Genomic DNA, 18,479 nt, shown 5'->3' with positions numbered 1-18,479 from the left:
GTAAGCTCACCCCGATCGAGTTTGAGACAATAAACGTGGCCCGCAAGGCCGCCTGAAACCACTAACCCTTCGAGTCAACTGAACTCGGGGCAGTCCCCCGCACTGGCAGGATTCTTATCGCTCAAATGGCCGGCTTCAAGTTGACAAAACACACAAGTGGCGCTCAACCGCAATACTGGTGGCGCTCAGGAACGCAAATACTCATTCGGAAAAGCGCAACACCCGGCAGTCCACCGTGACGAGACCCCAGCGGGCAGATCATTTTGGGTGCCGTTCTGGGAAAGATAGGCGCCGGACCGGCGCATGGCCTCGGTTTCCTGATCGAGCAGCCGGATGCGCTTCTCCGCATCCCGCACCTCGACGGACTCTTCTTGGTCACAAACTTGACGCCTTACTCGGCGTCGTCATTCTTCAACCAGTCGGCAGGCTAGGCGAATTGTTCACAGCCAGGAGAAAATCACACCGGGGGCACTCACCGGGGCCTAATTTGCCTTATGACCTGGTCCTGTTCTCAAGGGGTAAAACACTCGGAATGCGTTGAGGGAATCCCGCTTGCCGCTCAGGCTGAACTATGACCCACCACACAAGAACAAATATCAGCAAAAGGGGGCTCACTGGCGAGAGTAACCACCCTTCGAAACAGCTGTGCACCACTGCAGCCAGTGTGAACCCCACTCCCAGCACTCCCGCTTTGCGTGATTGCCAGAGAAAGGCTCCCCATATGACCACGACCGCAATTAAGCCACCAATGCCGGCAGTCGCTAACGCCCGCAACGGGCTGCTTGCGATCTCAACCTCTTCGCTGGCCATCCCTATGCCAATCAAGGGAGACGAACGAAATGCTCCGATCGCGCCGTCGAAGCTTGCGGATCGGGAATTGCCGCCACGCAGCACTCCATCCAAAACCGACAATGTTTGAGGTACAGCGACAGCAATGACAATTCCCAGAGTGATCAAGCCAGTCAACCAAAGCACCTTGGTGACTGAGACTCTCCTCAGAGCAGCCACAACTACGACAATCGCCAACGCCAACGCGCTCGCCCTGCTGGATGTAGAAACGATGCACACGATTGCGAGGGAAAGAAGGACCAGCCTCAATCCAATGTGCCTTACAATAATGATGGCGAGTGATCCCAGAAGAAAGGCATAGAAGGCTAGCAGGTTTGCGTTTGATGCGAGCCCACGTAACCTCCCGCCCGCAATCGCCATCCCTGGTAAGGCGAACCCCATAATGAGCGACCCTGCAACCATCGTCCCGAGGGTTAGGACGACCGCGGTAGTGACAATTCGTCTTGGGACAGACACCGCTGTCGCTACTACAGCGACAGCAAGCATAATAAGGCCCACGCAATACAGGATGAAAGTCGCGACTTGGCCATGGAAGGCAGTGGAGAGCATCAGGAATACGAGAAGCGATCCGATTACCCATGGAAGCCACAAACTTAATTCAGCAAGATTTCGCCTGCTATCTGGTTTATCACCAGCGATGATTAAGGGCTTCTGGAGACTGCCACCGCACAGAAGTGCGATTCCAACGATACGGAACCCCACAGACTCGGCAATGCTCCCAGTGAATGTCGAAGCCGAGGCAAGAATGAACAACACACCGAGCGTGTACGGGAAGAGGGCTCGCGCTGTCGAGTTCGTTAAGGCTAACAGCGCGCCGCCGAGAGCAAGAAACGGCACCACGAAGCCGGTTGATCCCACGGCTGCCTGCCACCCAAGCCCGGCTGCAACGAGCACCATGGCAACAGGTGCCAGAAATCTTCGCGTAAGTGGTGGAATACCCAAGATGAGGCTCCTTTCAGACAATACATAGAGGGCGGTTCGGTTTCGAGCACGACCTAAATGCCGAAAGAAGTCTGCCGCGAATTCACTTGTCAAGGCTTGTGTCATAGAACGGCATTCGGGGCAACCAATTCGACCCTAGCCGATCGGTTGGCCAGACTGACCTCAGCAGCGAAGGGTGGCCCACCCTCCATGGCCTGAATTACGCACCGCCCACAGACAACGACCCGAGCGACGTTAATCGCACTGCAGACTGGGAATTCAAGAATTCCGAGTCTTAGAATTCTTAGACGAAGGCCGAGCGCGCAAGCAAGGCAAAGACGTGCTCACCCTTATCCACCTGACTCCAACAGTCAAAAGCGGCGCCTGCGGCTCGACGCCGTTCACGAACCTCATGAGGTGACAGCGCCGCGAATGATTCGATGGCGATGCTCCATTCTTGCGGATCTCTGCTTCCGAGGACCTCGCAGCCGGCCTGTCTGAGCACGTCTGACCATGGCGTCACGTCCGAGCACATTACCGGGCAACTCACGGACAGAGCCTCGGCGATTACGTGCCCGAAATTCTCCCCTGCAGTTGGAAAGACAAAGACATCGCCCTCCGCGAAGATTCCTCTTACGGATTCTGGAGCAATCGACCCATGCAAAGTGCACCGAACGTTAACTGGCAGTTCATCAATCAATTCCTGACAGTCCTGAACATACTTCAAATCTTCGGAATTCCCGAAGACATCGAGGGTGATCGTTGCTTGCGTCAGTGTGAGGCTGCGGAGCAGCAAGTCGAGCCCTTTCATTGGGTTCAATCGACTTACAAACACGATTCGCAGGGGTCCGTCTACGCGCGCTGCCGGAGGTTTCTCAGCCACGATCGGTAGCGACGTCTCGTCCTCCCGAACGAGAACTCGCGTAGTTTCGCCAAACACAGCTCGTATGTCCTCGGCCTCGTTCACTGAGGAAGCGTGCCAGGCAATACCACGGTGCAAACCCAACATCTTGTAAACGGCAACGGCTATCCGCTTCTTCAAAGGTCGGATTGCCAGCGCTCCCCGGCCAAACTCCCCCCTGGGCGCAAGCAGAATCTGAGCTCCCCGCCAAAATCCAATGCGCCCAAGGAGCTGCGGGAAGAGCGAGAATCTCGGGTTGAAGAAACTGTTGTAGTAGGTCACCTCGGGCCGTTCCTTCCGAACCTCGCCAAGGCCGCGCAAATATGAACGAAGAGATGATGCCGTTCCGTAGTAGACCTGCACGCCGTCGATGGCTAACCACTCATTGCTTCTCACCGGCAGTGGATTGGATTGGCCCATGTCCCGATCAGAAGTGAACACTAACGTCTGCGTATCTGTCGGTACTGAATCCACCAACGCCTTGAGTGTACGAATTGGCCCACCACCCAGCGTTGCCGGCGGAAATAGCGGTGCAAAAACCGCGAACTTGGTGGGCACATTCATCGTTCGCGTACTTCCGTCGGGACTCATTGATGCACATCGCTTACGGGCGAGGCTGCGATTTCTTGCCACGGCGCCCCCGCCGTCGGCACACCACTGCCACGGGTGACTGTGTCCCACAAGTACTGAGCTGCGACCTTGGGCGAAATGGCCCCGTGCGCCCAGCTCTCAAGCTGTGCTCTCGATTCATTGGACAGTGGCGAAGAACTCAAGCGCCCGACCAAAGCTCGTGCGAGTTCGGTCGGATCTCCCGCCTGTACAACCTCGCCTTGCAATGCAGAGCGGACAAGATCAGACGCGCCACACTCCCGGCTAACGACTACCGGGGTGCCGGCCATCAAAGCCTCACTCACTACTGCGCCCCAGCCATCGTACTTGCTTGTAAGAACCAGCAAATCACTGGTTGCAATCTTGCGTAAGACGTCGCGATTAGCTAAATTTCTTGCGAAAAAAACCCGACTACCGACACGTAGATCCTTTACAAGCTTGATGCTCGAGTCCCACAGCGGGCCGTCTCCCACGATAGTCAGTTCCCACGAATCCGCTGGCGTCATCGCCAAGGCTTCAATGAGCGCCCTGGGGTCCTTTCGCGAAGTCAAACTGCCGACAAATATGATGCCCGGCTTGTCACGATCAGACTGTCTGGCCTCCGCAGTGGGCCCGTCAACGAAGTATCCGAAAGGCGCAATTCTGCTTGATTCGCAACCCAGCGAAGTGAATTGTTTCTTGGCTAAGTCTCCGCATGCGAACAGGGTGTCGATCCTTCTCAGCGATCGGCGCCGCAGCCTAAATCTGAGCGCTCGCAGGGCGCCCCGAAAACCCCGCGGATCCCATGGTTCCGTGATAATAGCAACGTGATTGTGCGCCCCCTGAGTGAGTGTTGTCAAAGCCTGCTGTACGGCAGGGTACGCGCTCGCACCTGAGAAGACATGTGCCACTGCACCGCGGTTATTCTCGACCAATTTCTTGCGGTTGGTAGCTGAAGGTTCAATGATCAAATCTGCGTTGCCGTAATCTATGCCTTCCCACCCCATCGCCAACCGGTCTGCGGACACATCTTCTACCACCACAACAAGTACCCGCTTATCGAGACCGGTCGCCAGCGCACGCATGAGCGGAGCTTGATGTATAGAAGCCATGTTTTGCCAAAAGACAAGATCATAATGTTCTTGCACGGAGGCTCCTTGCTGCGAGTGGAAGTATTGCGGCTGCTGCCGCCGAGGCTGGGTATGCGGTCGCGCTGGGGTAAGTGCCTGACCCTCTGGCGGGATCGCGCGTTAGTTCAGAAGCTCTTGTTTGAGGCGGCAAAGTTATGAGCGAATCTGCGACCTGCAGTTTCGCGCTGACCTCTGCCTCTCCGTCACTTTCGGAGACCTGCTCGAAAGTAATGAGTAGCGACCGTCGAGCGGATGAAGTTCACTGTCCGTCGAGAGGTGTCTGCCACCTCGTATCCACTCGGGATAGCTGGCTTGTTAGCAATCGTGGCTTCTGAGAGGATTATGGCCACGGAATCGAGAATCGATTCCTCTGTAACACCTGCTGTGATGATCGCTCCAGCATCCAAGGCTTCGGGTCGTTCAACTGAGTCACGCAGCGTGAGCGCTGGGAAGCCGAGAATGCTCGACTCTTCGCTGATTGTGCCGCTGTCGGAGAGCACGAGCTTCGCGGACATCTGAAGTTGAATGTAGTCATTAAAGCCAAATGGAGGATGGAAGGTCAGTGAGTCCTTAAGCTCGTCAGCGACCTTCTCGAGGCTTTTGCGCGTGCGTGGGTGCGTCGAGACAAGCACTGGAATGCCGTAAGTTCTCTTGAGCGCCACCAGAGCCGCTAGAACGGAGTTCAGGCGATCTTGGTTGTCAACATTCTCTTCGCGATGCAGGCTCACCAAGAAGTAATCCCCAGCAATTAGACCTTGCCGTTCGACGACGTCGCTCGCGGCAATTGCCGACGCATTTCCCTCAAGAACCTCACGCATCGGGGAACCCGTGAGCAAAATGCGGGAGGGATGGATGCCTTCGGAAAGCAGGTTTCGCCGAGCGTGTTCTGTGTAGACCAGGTTGTAGTCTGCAATGTGATCCACGAGTCGCCGGTTGGTTTCCTCCGGGACATTCTCATCGAAGCAACGGTTGCCAGCCTCCATGTGGTACACGGGAACCTTCAACCGCTTGGCCATCAGAGCTGAGATACAACTGTTGGTATCGCCCAAAACGACCATGGCATCAGGTTTCTCTTCAAGGAGCACCTCCTCGGTCTTGGCAAGGATCGACCCGAGTACCCTACCGAGCGACGAGGTGTCGGCCGCCAAGAAATAATCCGGCCGGCGGAGGCCGAGATCCTCAAAAAAGACTTCGTTGAGTTCGTAGTCGTAATTCTGGCCCGTGTGGACCAGAACGTGATCTGTGTATTTGTCGAGACGTTTGATGGTTGCGGCCAACCGGATTATCTCCGGGCGCGTGCCCACTACCGTGAGCACCTTCAGTCGGTCGGTCATTTCTGCACTGCCTCCGCAATCGTGTCGGGTACCTCTGGGTTGAAGATGTCATTTGTCCAGAACGAGGTGTACAACAGGCCGGGTCCCGTATTCGTGATCTTGTGCGACCACATTGTGGGCATGTCGACGGCGACGGGCTCGTCGCCCAACACATGGAATTCAAAGACCTCGTCGGTGAAAAGCTTGCGTAGAGAAATGGTCGCAGTCCCAGCGAGGACTGTGAATCGCTCAATCTTGCGCCGATGAAAATGGTCTCCCCGGCTGATTCCGGGTTCCGTCGTCGAGAACGACGACTGGCCGCAGCCACCGTGAGAACGGATAATCTCAAAGAATGAACCGCGCTCGTCTGAATGACGTGTGAGTTTCACGGGTGCCTGTTCGGGGAAGGCATACGAGCGATACGTATTGAAGAGGTCGCGCTCGAACTTGCCCGCGACATCGGGGATCTCGCCGCACCTGTAGATGGAGTCGATCTCCGTGAGTCGGGCGAGCAGCCCCGCAACCGATTCGTGGACCTCCTTGTCGCCCCCCAGAGTGTCTCCGCTGGATCCGATGAGGAGATCAGCGGCATCCTGCGCGTGCATGAGGGTGAGGGGCTTGTCGTCGGCCACCGTTGGCGACTGTCCGTGCGCCAGCAAGTGGCTGAACGTCGCCGTAACCGCGTTATAGAACGGGCGCCCGTGCTCGCCAAACAAGTTGGGGAGACACACGTCCAGGAATTCTGCACCGACCTTCGCTGCTGCGGCCTGCAAGATGCCCGCGGCCTCAGCCTTGGCGTTCCCGTAAACGCTCCCGTTCGTTGCCTGAGTCGAATTGGCGAACACCACGACAGGCGGAGGCGTATCGGCCTGTAAAATGGAAGATGCCACCTGAGTGGCAAATCTGACGTTCTCGTCCTGGACGTCGAGATCCGAGCCGCGGTTCACACCAGCGATGTGGATGAGCCGGGCCGAGCCGTTGACTGCCGATAGCGCTTTAGCCGCATCAAAACCATCGCCAACGGGAATTGCGTGAGACTTCGCACCGAGTTCACGCAGGGCAGCGCGGGTGTGCCACCCGAGGAAACCACGTGCCCCGGTCATTGCAACTTCTTGCACCGCCTAGACCTCCCGTTCCATGCGAATCCCGGCAGCGGCCAGTTCAACGCGCACCTCAGGCAGGGTCAGGAGCAGGTCCTCAACTTCGCGCAGGCTCATACGGGAGACGGTATGCGAGTCGTAGTCCTCGTACTGCACCTGTTCGATGTCGCCCCGTTCGACGTAGATGCTGTAATTGAGATCACGGTTGTCGGCCTGAATGCGGAAGTAGTCCCCCATATCCTGGGCCCGGGCCAGTTCCTCGCGGCTTGCGAGCGCTTCGGAGAGCTTCTCAGCATGGCGAGTCCCGATTACTTCGACCCTGGCTGGCGCTTGAAAGAGGACGATGAGCGCTTGGGCGAGGTCGCCCATAGTGCAGGCCTTCGCCTTGCGAATGAAGAGGTCACCCTGCATCGCGTTGTGGAAGGCATACTCGACTAAGTCGACGGAGTCGGCCAGGGACATCATGAACCGGGTCATGTCAGGGTTCGTGACAGTGAGGTTCTTTCCAGCCTTCAATTGCCGGACAAACAACGGAATGACAGACCCACGCGAGTACATGACGTTGCCGTACCGCACACATGAAACGGTCGTTTCGGCATTCGGGTTGTTCAGCCCGTACGACTGCGCGACCTTCTCCATCATTGCCTTGCTCATGCCCATAGCGTTGACGGGGTAGACGGCCTTGTCGGTGCTCAGGCAGACAACAGACTTGACTCCCGCCCGGTCTGCGGCTCGCACCACATTTTCGCTGCCCAGAACGTTGGTCTTGACGGCCTCCATCGGAAAGAATTCGCATGACGGAACCTGCTTGAGGGCGGCCGCATGGAAGACGAAGTCCACATCGCGAACGGCCCGCTCCACGCTCAGGTAGTCCCGAATGTCTCCCACGTAGAACCGCAGCCGGGGGTCAGCGAGCTCATTGCGCATGAGGTCCTGCTTCGCCTCATCCCGACTCAGGATGCGCACCTGTTCGACACCGCGGGATAGTAGCTTTTCGGCCACTGTGTGGCCGAAAGACCCTGTTCCCCCGGTAACCAAGATTCGCTTGCCCTCATATTGATTTGTCATTTCAGCTAATACCTCGGTTGTTCTCTCCATGGGTTGCCACTTGCAAAACTCCTTCGATCGCATCGACACCGGCTCGCGCCGACATTGATCGCAGGTACAACTCCCGGCTACGCCGGCTCAGTTCCTTGCGGGCCTCATCCGGCAATGAATGAGCGTTTCGAAACACCTGCGCCAGCGCGAGGGCATCTTCAGGGGGCGCGGTGAAACCCACTCCCTCTTCGCCGACAATTGTTGTCGTATCTCCGGCAACGTTAGTGATGATCGGCACTCCCTTGGAGAGGCTTCCCTGGAGCTTAGATGGGATCGTTCCTCTGAAAATCGGCATGTCCTTTAGCGTTACGAGTTGAAAATCCGACTCTTCATAGATCGCACTCATGTTGACGGGATCGACTCGACCACGAAACTCGACATTGCCGATGTCAGACTCAGCCGCGATTCTCCTAAGGCGCTTTTCAGCGACGCCTGTCCCCACAATGACTAGACGAAATCCTTGAAGGTCTTGCACCATGCGCGCGGCCTCCAAGGCTGTTTCAAGGTCCTGCAGGTCACCTACATTGCCCGCGTAGATTACACACAAACCACCTGCACACGTGGCTTCCTGCGAGCCTCTCACCACCTCGGCTGAGTCAACGGCCCAGTTGAAGACGGTGTGCAATTTTTCATCAGGCACCCCACGTTCCGCGAGAATGCTCCGCATTGTCGGCGCTATCGCGATGACTCCGGCCGAGCACCGATAGACGGAGGAAAGCCAGGGGCCGAGTAAGCGATCGACGAGCTTCTTGACCTTCCCTGACCTCACAATCGAAGAACCGGTGATGGACTCTGGCCAAAGATCCTGCACGTGAAGGACATAGGGAATACCAAGAATCCGCCGCCAAAGCTGGGGGGCTGCCGCTGCGGTCATCTGGGTTGCATAAACGTATACCACGTCGGTACCACGTGCGAAACTTGTTGCCATCGCAGCGCCAAATGCGAATGAAAGATAGTTTGCAAACCGAGCGAAACCATTTTGGGAGTGATCGATAAACATTGGTACTCGCCTTACCAAGACCTCCCCCTGCATCTCCGTATGGCGCCATGATTGCTTGAATCCCGCATAGAGCTTGCCCTGTGGATAGTTGGGAAAACCTGTTAGGACACGAACGGAATGCCCGCGAGTGGAGAGCTGCTCCGCGAGCTCCGACGGGATAAGTGCGAACTCTGGCGGGTAGTACTGGCTGACAATAAGGATCTTCACTTTGCGCATTTCATTTCATCAGCCAAAAACTCGAGGCAATCGATCATTGTGACGGAGGTCCTCGTTAGGCTTGGAATTTCGAACTCAGCATCATCCACTGTTTCAACTCTCTCGTGCAGCCCGCCCGGTCGTCGCACCCGAACGGTTCGCCAGCCCAGTCTTCGTGGTGAGATGAAATCCTTGCGCGGGTTGTCGCCAATGTAAACGCAATCCCGTCCGCGAACTCCAAACCATTCTTGAAGGGACGCATAGGCGATGGGGGACGGCTTCGCCCAGTCTTCCTCTCTATGCTCGTCCGTCACAATGACGCGCTCGATTCGCTCAGCTAGGTTCAAGCTCCGGATTTTAGCTTGCTGACTTAGCCTTGGTCCGTCCGTAATCAATCCGGTGCGGACGCGACCGCGACACGCGGCGAGGAAATCCCGTGAGTCCGTAAGGAGTTCAATTCGCGGTTCATGGCTTCTATAGCTCGTGATGCAGAGATCAACAATGTCGGACGGCAGCAAACTCGCAGAATCATGAAGGACTCTGTTGAATATGTCGCCACGCCGACCTGATTGAAACTCCTGCCACGCGCGTTCAAAGAAGGATGTGAAATTGTGTTCGGCCGCAAGCATTTCACTCACGGCCTGGAATCCGCTCTCGACGTAGGCGCGTTCCAGAAACAGAGTGTCGTCCATATCGAAAACTACGAGGCCTACGACCATGGGCTCAGTACGAAGTCTTGATTCGGATAAAATTCTGCCGCGTCGTATCGGAGCATCACCGTGCCAGGTTTCCACTCGGCTGATACCGTGTCACCTGTTTTGCTACGCAACATTGCACCGATGAGGTCACCGCCTGCGGCATGGCTAAGCGGATAGCCGCCACCGAACCTTGGATTGATTTCCAGAATCTTTGGTGAATTCGTCGCGGGATCATAGATGACCTGGACATTCAAGATGCCATACGCTCCAGGCAAAGCCGTGACCAGGTCGCGAACCAATGCCTCGATTTGAGGAACGTGAATTGTCACCCCCTTGGAGACTTCTCCTGCGCGCACTTCGAGGCGGCGCCTCGGAACCGTCGCAAGGACTTTCCCCCGTGCATCCACGGCCACGTCCACTGTCACTTCGATGCCGGGAGCAAATCGCTGAAGTATGTAGTCGTCCGCGAGGGACTCCACCCCCAGAGATTCAACCTGATCCGCTATGACCACGCCAATCGAAGACGATCCCGACCTCGGTTTTGCAACGACCCTTCCGAGGAATGGAACGTGCCGGGATTCTGCGATTTCCTGTGTATCTATGGTCGGGTAGCCGGAGTCCGTAAGCCATTTGTAAAGTTCCCACTTGTCCCATCCCAGCTCCGCTACGTGAGGACTCGAAACCCAGATATCCACGCCATGCTGTCGGAACTCCGACCGTGCACGGGCAAACACTGCGATTTCTGGGTCAATGGTAGGTACAACAGTTGAGCACCCGTGTTTTTCGCATATACGAAGGGTTTGGAAAGCAAAATCGTCCGCGGATATTTTCGGCACGAGTTCGAACTCGTCCGCACGTCGACCTGCGGCGGAGAGTCGCGAGACGTCCGTGACCACAACTCGACTCCGAACCGGTAACGTGGACTCGCGGAGGAGATCAACAAGGGCACCCCGCCGCCCACCACTTGAGAGCAACCAGCTATTTGACTGCATTCGCCGGGTCCTCACCGAATTCAGGCATCAAGGTGTCTCCCGCGGTTGTAACACCATCTCTGGCGATAACTGTCCTAAGGGTCCGCGCTACAATGATCGCGTCAAGCCGGAGAGATCGGTTTTCAACGTATTCAACGTCTAGCTCAAACTTCCTCTCCCAGGTCAGAGTATTGCGCCCACTGCACTGTGCTAGACCGGTCACACCCGGTCGCACCTCGTGGCGCCGCGCCTGTGCCGACGTATACCTATCCAGATATCGAATGAGCAAGGGCCGTGGTCCGACGAGGCTCATCTCCCCCTTGAACACATTTGCCAGCGTTGGGAGTTCATCCAGACTTGTCGATCTTAATGCACGACCGAACGGAGTGAGTCGCTGTTCGTCGCTGATCAACTCCTGCTCCAAATCCACATTTCTCATAGTGCGAAATTTGTATAGGCGAAACACGCGACCATTTATTCCGGGGCGATCCTGCTTGAACAGAACGGGTCGACCAATGTTCACGGCTACAAGGCCGCCGACGATTAGGAGCACGGGTGACGCTACAGCCAAGATGACGCCGGCTACCAGAAAATCCAAGACTCGCTTTACCGTGTCAACGCGGCGAAGTGATGCCGGGGTCCTCATGCGGTTGCTCCGCTAGACGCGCCAAGACTTGTTAGCACACGCTCGATTTCTGAGGCACCGAGGGCAGAACCGCTCGGCAGGGTGAGACCGGTCTCAAATAGACGTTGGGAGTTGCCATTTGTTGCTGCCCGGGCAGCCGAGAAAACCGGTTGCATGTGCATGGGCTTCCAGAGCGGGCGGCTCTCGATATTGTCATGCAGCAAGTCCGCACTCAGGTCCGCGGGCGACCACCCTGTGGTCCGAGAGTCGATGACGATGGATGTGAGCCAACAGTTGTCGCCATCATCCGCTGCGCCACCGAAGATTTCGATTCCGTCCACATCCGCGAACAGTTCCCGATATCTTTCGCGCATTTCACGCCGCCGAGCGATCATCCCGTCAAGGCGAGACAACTGCGCTCTCCCGAGAGCGGCCAACAGGTTGCTGAGACGGTAGTTGTAGCCGATGTCAGTGTGCTCGTAGTGCATCACCGGCTGGCGGGCCTGCGTGGCCAGATATCGGGTGTGGGCGGCGAGGGCGGCGTCATCGGTCAGGAGCATGCCACCGCCCGACGTGGTCATGATCTTGTTGCCGTTGAACGAAAGGATGGAGGCACGTCCATACGATCCGGCAGCACGCCCGTTGTGACTTGCTCCCAGGGACTCGGCCGCATCCGCCAAAACAGGAATCCCGTACTCATCCGCAATGGCGCAGATCTCGGTGTAGTTGACCGCCTTGCCGAGCAGGTCAACGGGCACGATCGCCGCGACGTTTTCACCGTCGCGGACGAGTTGCTCGAGTGCCTGGCGAAGCAGGGCCGGATCCATATTTCCGGTTTCGAGCTCACAGTCGATGAAGTATGGCTCGGCGCCCGAGTAGACGATGGCGTTCGCGGTTGCCGCGAATGTCATTGTCGATGTGAGCACCACGTCCCCCGGCCCGACTCCGAGCCCGAGCAGCCCGAGGTGCAGCGCCGCGGTGCCCGAACTCAGAGCCACTGCGTGTTCGACTCCGAGGCGCTCCGCCATTTCTGACTCGAAGGCATTGACGTCGGGTCCGAGAGGTGCGATCCAGCCAGACCTGATGGCGGCCACCATAAACTGCTCTTCGAGATCGCCAACGTCGGGCGACGACATGTAAATGCGTTCGCTCATCAGAGTATTCCTGTTCCGGCCAACGCAGCCTCAACCTCGGCAGGCCGGTTCGTTGGATCGTTTCGGCAGCGTGCGTCCCAACCTGGTTTGTTCAGGTCCTCGGGACGAATAGGCGCGATGGAGGCGTGCGAGATCTTCGGGTGAATCGGCCGTTCATCCGTTTCGTGGTCGCCGATGAGTTCTTCGTGCAGCTTCTCCCCCGGGCGGAGGCCGGTGTAGACGATCTCGATGTCTTTGCCGGACATGCCGATCATGCGCTGGGCGACATCCAGAATTCGCACAGGTTCTCCCATGTCGAGGATGAGCACTTCGGCAGGACGACCGATGCCGCCGGCCTGGATGACCAACTGGCACGCCTCGGGAATGGTCATGAAGAATCGGGTGACGTCGGGATGGGTGATAGTCAGTGGGCCGCCGGCTTCGATGATCGCCGTGAAGGTGGGCAGCATCGAACCGCGGCTGCCGATGACGTTTCCAAAACGCACGGAGAGGTAGGCGTGCTTGGACTCCTGCGCGGCCCACGCCGTGAGCTTCTCGGCAACACGCTTGGAATGACCGAGCACGCTGGAGGGGTTCGCGGCCTTATCGGTGGAGATGTTGACGAAAGTGGCGACCCCGGCAGCCTGGGCGGCCTCAAGCACGTTGAGGGTGCCGAGCACGTTCGTCTTCCAGGCCTCGTCGGGGTATTGCTCGAGCATGGGCAGGTGTTTGAGGGCGGCAGCGTGGAAAACGACCTCGGGCATCCGCTCCGTGAAAATGGCCTTCAGGGCCTCGGCATCGCGGATGTCCGCGAGCACGACGTCTTTGGTGTCGAGCAGGCCGTGACCGAGGATCGAGATCTGGGTGCCCTGAAGGCCCGTCTCGTCTCGGTCGAGCATGATGAGCTCGCTCGGGCCGAACTTGCTGATTTGCCGGCAGAGCTCTGAGCCGATGGAACCACCGGCACCCGTAACGAGCACCCGCTTGCCCGCGAGGTAACCAGCGATCGACGCCACGTGGGTGTCGACCGGGTGCCGACCGATCAGATCTTCGATCGCGATGCTGCGCAGATCATTGAGACGCGACTTGCCGCTGAGCAGCTCGTCAAGGGGCGGAAGAACAAGCACCTTGAGGTGCGCGATCTTTGCGACGTCGGTGATTTCACGCAGCAACGTGGCATCGGCCTTGGCAATGGCCACGACCAGCGTGGTTGCTCCGGTGGCTTGAGCAGCGGCGGTAAGTGCGGCGCGTGAGCCGACAACCCGCACTCCATGGAGCCAGAGATTGCGCTTGAGCGGATCGTCGTCGATGACGCCCACCGGCAGGAAGGGCGAGTTGCGGTCGGTGGTCATGCGGCGGGCGATGGATGCCCCCATGTAGCCGGCACCGAAGATGAGGGCCTTCTGGAGGTCGTCTTTGGGGACCATTGACCGTTCGACCAAGAGACGTTTGATGTAACGCACACCGCCCATTAAGACGAAGGCCATCGGCAGGGCGATGAAAACAGTGCTGCGGGGAATGCCCACCACGGTGCCAGCCACCGCGACCGGGACACCCAAGACCACCGTCGAGACAAGGACAGCGCCCAGCAACGCTCGCACCTCGGCGAAGCTCCCGTAGATGTGGCGCCCCTGGTAGAGGTGGTAGACGCCTCCGGCGAAGAATTGCACCAGGCTGGCGGCCGCGAACAGCGCGAGGAGCGGCAGCACCGAGATGCGCTGCAGCTCGAACTCGTACCGAAGTACCTCAGCCAGGAACAAGGCGACAACCCAGGCTCCGGCGTCGAACGCGTACTGCGTGCCGAACCGAACCAGCGGCACCGAAGCGTGAAGTTCCTGCATTCTGGTTGTTGCAAAGTCGCTTATCGCCATGTTGCACCCCCGTCACTCGACCTGCTCACTGCGTCCCCCGCCCACAGCCAGACGATGCCGCCTGCACTCGCGACCGCCAGGTCGCCCGGCGCGACTGCCGCTTCGCGGCATCCGTTCGGGCTGAGTGCGGCATCGGGCGCTTCGGGTGTCGAGAACACCTGGACGCCCGCGCAGCCCGCCTGGTTTGTGGCAGCAAGAATGTAGCCGTCGTCGCTGCCGGCGAGATTGGCGGCACCGGGAAGCGACACCCCGGGGCCCCAGGTTGCGGCACCGTCGCCGGTGCGGAAGAGCCTGCCGTCTGAGCAGAGCGCTGCGGCAGTTGAGTCGGTGCGGTTCGCCAGCGCGATGACCGTGGGGCACGGGGCCGCGAAGGCTCCGGCCGGGCTGTGCACGCGGGCCCGGTCTGCGGGGTCGATGAACCAGTTCGCACCGACGCGATCGGGGTATTCCTGCCACTGGTCGCCGGCCACGAAGGTGCTCACGCGTTGCGGTGTGCAGTTTGCGGCGGTGAGGGTGACCAGGGATGCCTCGGCCTCGCTCTTCACATAGATGGACAGGATCGAGGAGGCGTCGGTGCCTGCCGAGGCGTCGTAGCCGGTCCAGGTTGCGCCGGAGTCGGTGGTCTGCTCGGGGTTTGCGGTGGTGGCGGGGCAGGCGCCGGTGGTGGCGCGCCAGGCGGTGGTTGAGTTTAGGGCGGTTAGGATGCGGGTGGGTGGCTTGGTCTCGACAGGCTTGGTCTCGACAGGCTCGACCACCGGGGGGTTGGTCTCGACAGGCTCGACCACCGCGGGGTCGACCAGCGCGGGGGGGGTCTCGACAGGCTTGGTCTCGACAAGCTCGACCACCGGGGGGTTGAGGGCGAAGGAGACTAGGGCCACGTCGAAGAGGAGGAAGGCGGCGAGGCCGGCGATGAGCAGGCGCCGACGCAGGACACCGCTACCGTTCTTTCGCCTCTTGAATTCCTTGTTCGTCGCCATGGTGCAACCTAGGCCCGGATTACCGTGGCAGCGTCGCCGAACAGCGCGGTGACCGCGGTCACGGCGGGCACGAGCTGCTGGGCGGACTCGACGTAGACCTCGTCGCTGCGGCGGTAGGGGTCGACCACGTCGTCTTCGTCGGCCGAGACCGGCGGGGCCACCGCGCCGCGCTGCGATGCGGCCAAGGAAATCAGGGTGGAGAAACGCCCGGTGACGTCGTCGAGAGGCAGCGCCGCGGCATCCTCGAGGTCATCGTCGGTGATGCCCTCGATGAGGCGGGCGAATTCGCGAATGGTGAAGGTGTAGCGGATGGCGCGCGGCACCAGTTCGACGATGGCGCGCCGGTGCTCCCTAGACATGGCGAACACCAGGTCGGCGGTCTCGATGTGCTCTTCGGTGAGCAGCCGGGCCACGTGGGCAGACGGGTCGCCGCCGAAGTGCCGGGAGAGGTCGGCTGCCTGCTCCGGCATGCCCTGACCGGTGAGGCCGATGGTTCCGGCGCTGGCCAGCACGACCTCTGGCCAGGGCGCGAGGCCCACGCGGAGGAGCTGTTCGGCCAGGGGTGACCGGCAGATATTGCCGGAGCAGACCGTGAGAATGGTGAAGGTGCTCACTAAGCGGTTCTCCGGCGCGGCTTTCCGAGCACACGGCGAGTTGCGGGGGCTTCGCCCTCGACGACCCGGTCTTCTTCGTAGACGGTGCCGTAGCTGTATTGGCCGTAGCCGTAGGAGTCAGGGCCCTTGGTGGGGAGCATGGTGATGACCATGCCCACGAGGCGGCTGCCGGCGCGCTCCAGAGCCTTGACGGCACTGGCGAGCTCGTTGCGCTTCGTGCGGCCAGAGGCCACCACCATGATGGCGCCGCCGCAGAGTTTGCTGAGCACCGCGGCATCCGTCACCAGCAAAAGCGGCGGAGCGTCGATGAGCACAACGTCGAACTCGGCGGTGAGCGTGCCGAGCAGGCGCGCCATGGCGGCGGAACCGAGCAGTTCGCTCGGGTTCGGGGGAACGCGGCCGCTGGGCAGCACGAACAGCTTGTTCTTGCCCCATTTCTGCAGCACGTCGGCGAGGTCCGCCCGGCCGATCAGCACGTCGGTGAGGCCGACGCCACCCTCGATGCCCATGTACTCGGCGACGCGCGGCAGGCGCAGATCGCCGTCGATGAGTGCCACGCGGGCGCCGGTCTCGGCGAGGGCGATGGCGAGGTTGGCCGTGGTCGTGCTCTTGCCCTCGCCGGGCACCGAGCTCGTGACCACGAAGCTGCGCGGGCCACCCTCGATGTTGATGAACTGGAGGTTGGTACGCAGGCTGCGGAACGACTCGGCCCGCGGGTTCTTCGGGTCGGTGTGCACGACCAGGGGGCGCAGGCTCGCGCCGGGGTCGTTGGTGATGCCGCCGAGCATGGGCGAGTCGGTGACGATTTCGATGTCGTGCAGGCTGTGGATGCGGGTGTCGAGCACGCTGCGCAGCACGGCGAGGCCGATGCCGAGCGCGAGTCCGACCAACAGGCCGAGCGCGATGTTCAGCGGCACGTTGGGGCTGGCCGGTTTCGTCGGCACGATCGCGGCCTGGATGGTCTCGATCTTCACCGGGCTGGCGGCTTCGCCATTGGGCTTCTCGAGCCGTTCGACGACGATCTTGCTGAAGTTCTGGCCGACCGAGTTGGCGATCTTGGCCGCGAGCTCGGGGTCGCTGTTGGTCACCGAGACGTCGATCAGCACGGTGTCCAGCGGGGATGTGGAGGTGATGGTGGACGCCAGCTGCGCCGCGGTCAGGTCGAGTTTGAGCTGCTTGATGACCTCGTCGAGCACGATGGCGCTGTTGACGACGTCGACATAGGAGGTGACGGCCGAGCGGGCGAAGCTGGTGCCCTGAACGAGGTCGCCTGTGGCTGCGCCGGCGGCGGCCTGAACCGCCACGTAGAGCTGGGTGTTGGCGACGTACTTGGGCGTGGTGGCGATGGATGCACCGGCTGCGCCGGCGATGCCGAAAAGGGTGCAAGCGAGTATCAGGATCCAACTCTTGTGAAAGATCCTGAGGTAGTCCTTGAGCTCCANCTTATTCCTCCGGTATTGCTTGGCACGGAGGAATCGCTAAATTATTCCGTTCCCCCTAATGCTCATCTTTACACACGCGAGGTTTAGCCTACCCCCCCCCGACGGGGGTTGAGAAAGTCTCGTGTCGTGTCGTGCGGGTGGTCTGGGTTGGGGGTGGTCTCGACGGGCTCGACCACCGGGTCTCGACAGGCTCGACCACCGGTGATTGAGCTTGTCGAAATCAGCGCCGATCGGGTCTCGACAGGCTCGACCACCGGGCGGCTCGACCACCGGGTCTCGACCACCGGGCGGCTCGACCACCGGGCTCTTGTGCCCGACGTAGGTCGCTATCGGGATTCGTGGATTTCGCGACGGTGGCCGAGTCGGAGAACGAGCACGAGCAACCGATCATCGTGAACCTCGTAGATGATTCGGTAGTCACCCGTTCGAACTCGCCACTCACCCGAACCGCCGACGAGTTGAATCGCCTTCGGCGGCCGGGGATCGCCTGCCAGGAGGTCAATTGCAGCTTGAATGCGACGTCGCACCTGCGGGTCGAACTTGCGTAGTTGCCGCTCTGCGGCTGGCGCGATGCTCGCCGAGTAGGTCATACGAGACCGAGGTCTGCCTTCACCTGATTCCACGGAGTCGGTTCGATTCGCGTGCGACGCATCTCCTCGCGCGATGCCTCGGCAGCCCGGATATCGGCCATGTCTTCGGCCAGCTCGATCAGAGGCTCCAGGTCGTCCGAGTCGATGACCGCCGCCACTCGCCGTCCCCGCCGCGACAGAAAGACCGGCTCGTGTTCGATTCGCGCACGGTCAATGATCGACGCAAGCTGGTCGCGCGCATCCGAGACGCTCACGGGGTCTGTAGACGACATGTACAAATTGTAGATAGACACTGCTAGATGTACAAGAGCGAGTCAAACGTACAGTTTGCGCTCGACCGCCGGGTCTCGACAGGCTCGACCACCGGGGGGTGCCCCTATGTTTTTGTCAAGCGGCGAGTTGATGGTCGGTTTGATAGAGGGTGCCGTCGCGGAGCATGGCATAGAGGACGTCGCAGCGTCGT

17 protein-coding genes are annotated in these 18,479 nt (G+C 59.7%); all 17 read right to left on the bottom strand.

From position 1 onward, the window contains the following. Positions 1-492: 492 nt before the first annotated feature. On the bottom strand, positions 493-1,791 hold the full coding sequence (locus tag E3T48_RS04915; protein WP_166789635.1) for a hypothetical protein: 1,299 nt from the start codon (positions 1,789-1,791) through the stop codon (positions 493-495). A gap of 283 nt (positions 1,792-2,074) precedes the next feature. Next, entirely contained in the window at positions 2,075-3,235 is a 1,161-nt protein-coding gene (locus E3T48_RS04910; RefSeq protein WP_166789634.1) for a glycosyltransferase, read from the bottom strand. Between the two features lie 23 nt (positions 3,236-3,258). Further along, the gene (locus E3T48_RS04905; RefSeq protein ID WP_134522716.1) at positions 3,259-4,407 is read right to left on the bottom strand and encodes a glycosyltransferase; all 1,149 of its coding nucleotides are present in this window, start codon (positions 4,405-4,407) and stop codon (positions 3,259-3,261) included. Positions 4,408-4,592: 185 nt separating this feature from the next. Then, positions 4,593-5,723: a non-hydrolyzing UDP-N-acetylglucosamine 2-epimerase gene (gene wecB, locus E3T48_RS04900; RefSeq protein WP_134522715.1), complete on the bottom strand. Its 1,131-nt coding sequence runs from the start codon at positions 5,721-5,723 to the stop codon at positions 4,593-4,595. Next, the gene (locus E3T48_RS04895) at positions 5,720-6,805 is read right to left on the bottom strand and encodes a polysaccharide biosynthesis C-terminal domain-containing protein (protein ID WP_166789633.1); all 1,086 of its coding nucleotides are present in this window, start codon (positions 6,803-6,805) and stop codon (positions 5,720-5,722) included. The genes wecB and E3T48_RS04895 overlap by 4 nt, the downstream gene beginning before the upstream one ends. An 18-nt stretch (positions 6,806-6,823) precedes the next feature. Next, a complete protein-coding gene (locus tag E3T48_RS04890) occupies positions 6,824-7,900 on the bottom strand; it encodes a polysaccharide biosynthesis protein (RefSeq protein WP_277613513.1) in 1,077 nt (358 codons plus the stop codon). Continuing rightward, positions 7,872-9,107: a glycosyltransferase family 4 protein gene (locus E3T48_RS04885; protein WP_166789632.1), complete on the bottom strand. Its 1,236-nt coding sequence runs from the start codon at positions 9,105-9,107 to the stop codon at positions 7,872-7,874. Before E3T48_RS04885 ends, E3T48_RS04890 begins: the two co-directional genes overlap by 29 nt. Further along, positions 9,104-9,814 carry an HAD family hydrolase gene (locus tag E3T48_RS04880; RefSeq protein WP_134522712.1) on the bottom strand — a complete coding sequence of 237 codons (711 nt, stop codon included), beginning with the start codon at positions 9,812-9,814 and terminating at the stop codon, positions 9,104-9,106. Before E3T48_RS04880 ends, E3T48_RS04885 begins: the two co-directional genes overlap by 4 nt. After that, the gene (locus tag E3T48_RS04875) at positions 9,805-10,785 is read right to left on the bottom strand and encodes an ATP-grasp domain-containing protein (protein WP_134522711.1); all 981 of its coding nucleotides are present in this window, start codon (positions 10,783-10,785) and stop codon (positions 9,805-9,807) included. The genes E3T48_RS04880 and E3T48_RS04875 overlap by 10 nt, the downstream gene beginning before the upstream one ends. After that, positions 10,772-11,410, bottom strand: coding sequence for a sugar transferase (locus E3T48_RS04870; RefSeq protein WP_134522710.1), 639 nt, complete (start codon positions 11,408-11,410; stop codon positions 10,772-10,774). The genes E3T48_RS04875 and E3T48_RS04870 overlap by 14 nt, the downstream gene beginning before the upstream one ends. Next, positions 11,407-12,543: a DegT/DnrJ/EryC1/StrS family aminotransferase gene (locus E3T48_RS04865; protein ID WP_134522709.1), complete on the bottom strand. Its 1,137-nt coding sequence runs from the start codon at positions 12,541-12,543 to the stop codon at positions 11,407-11,409. The genes E3T48_RS04870 and E3T48_RS04865 overlap by 4 nt, the downstream gene beginning before the upstream one ends. Then, positions 12,543-14,363, bottom strand: coding sequence for a polysaccharide biosynthesis protein (locus E3T48_RS04860; protein WP_134522708.1), 1,821 nt, complete (start codon positions 14,361-14,363; stop codon positions 12,543-12,545). Before E3T48_RS04860 ends, E3T48_RS04865 begins: the two co-directional genes overlap by 1 nt. Positions 14,364-14,383: 20 nt before the next feature. Next, positions 14,384-15,370: a hypothetical protein gene (locus E3T48_RS04855; RefSeq protein WP_134522707.1), complete on the bottom strand. Its 987-nt coding sequence runs from the start codon at positions 15,368-15,370 to the stop codon at positions 14,384-14,386. An 8-nt stretch (positions 15,371-15,378) separates the two neighbouring features. After that, entirely contained in the window at positions 15,379-15,984 is a 606-nt protein-coding gene (locus E3T48_RS04850; RefSeq protein ID WP_134522706.1) for an arsenate reductase/protein-tyrosine-phosphatase family protein, read from the bottom strand. After that, the gene (locus E3T48_RS04845) at positions 15,984-17,378 is read right to left on the bottom strand and encodes a tyrosine-protein kinase domain-containing protein (protein WP_241986659.1); all 1,395 of its coding nucleotides are present in this window, start codon (positions 17,376-17,378) and stop codon (positions 15,984-15,986) included. The genes E3T48_RS04850 and E3T48_RS04845 overlap by 1 nt, the downstream gene beginning before the upstream one ends. Positions 17,379-17,752: 374 nt before the next feature. Further along, a complete protein-coding gene (locus tag E3T48_RS04840) occupies positions 17,753-18,016 on the bottom strand; it encodes a type II toxin-antitoxin system RelE family toxin (protein WP_134522705.1) in 264 nt (87 codons plus the stop codon). Then, entirely contained in the window at positions 18,013-18,270 is a 258-nt protein-coding gene (locus E3T48_RS04835) for a type II toxin-antitoxin system Phd/YefM family antitoxin (RefSeq protein ID WP_241986658.1), read from the bottom strand. Before E3T48_RS04835 ends, E3T48_RS04840 begins: the two co-directional genes overlap by 4 nt. Between the last annotated feature and the right edge of the window lie 209 nt (positions 18,271-18,479).

This window comes from Cryobacterium fucosi, from assembly GCF_004403515.1.
GTDB classification, from domain to species: domain Bacteria; phylum Actinomycetota; class Actinomycetes; order Actinomycetales; family Microbacteriaceae; genus Cryobacterium; species Cryobacterium fucosi.
This window is presented reverse-complemented; position numbering and strand designations above follow the sequence as displayed.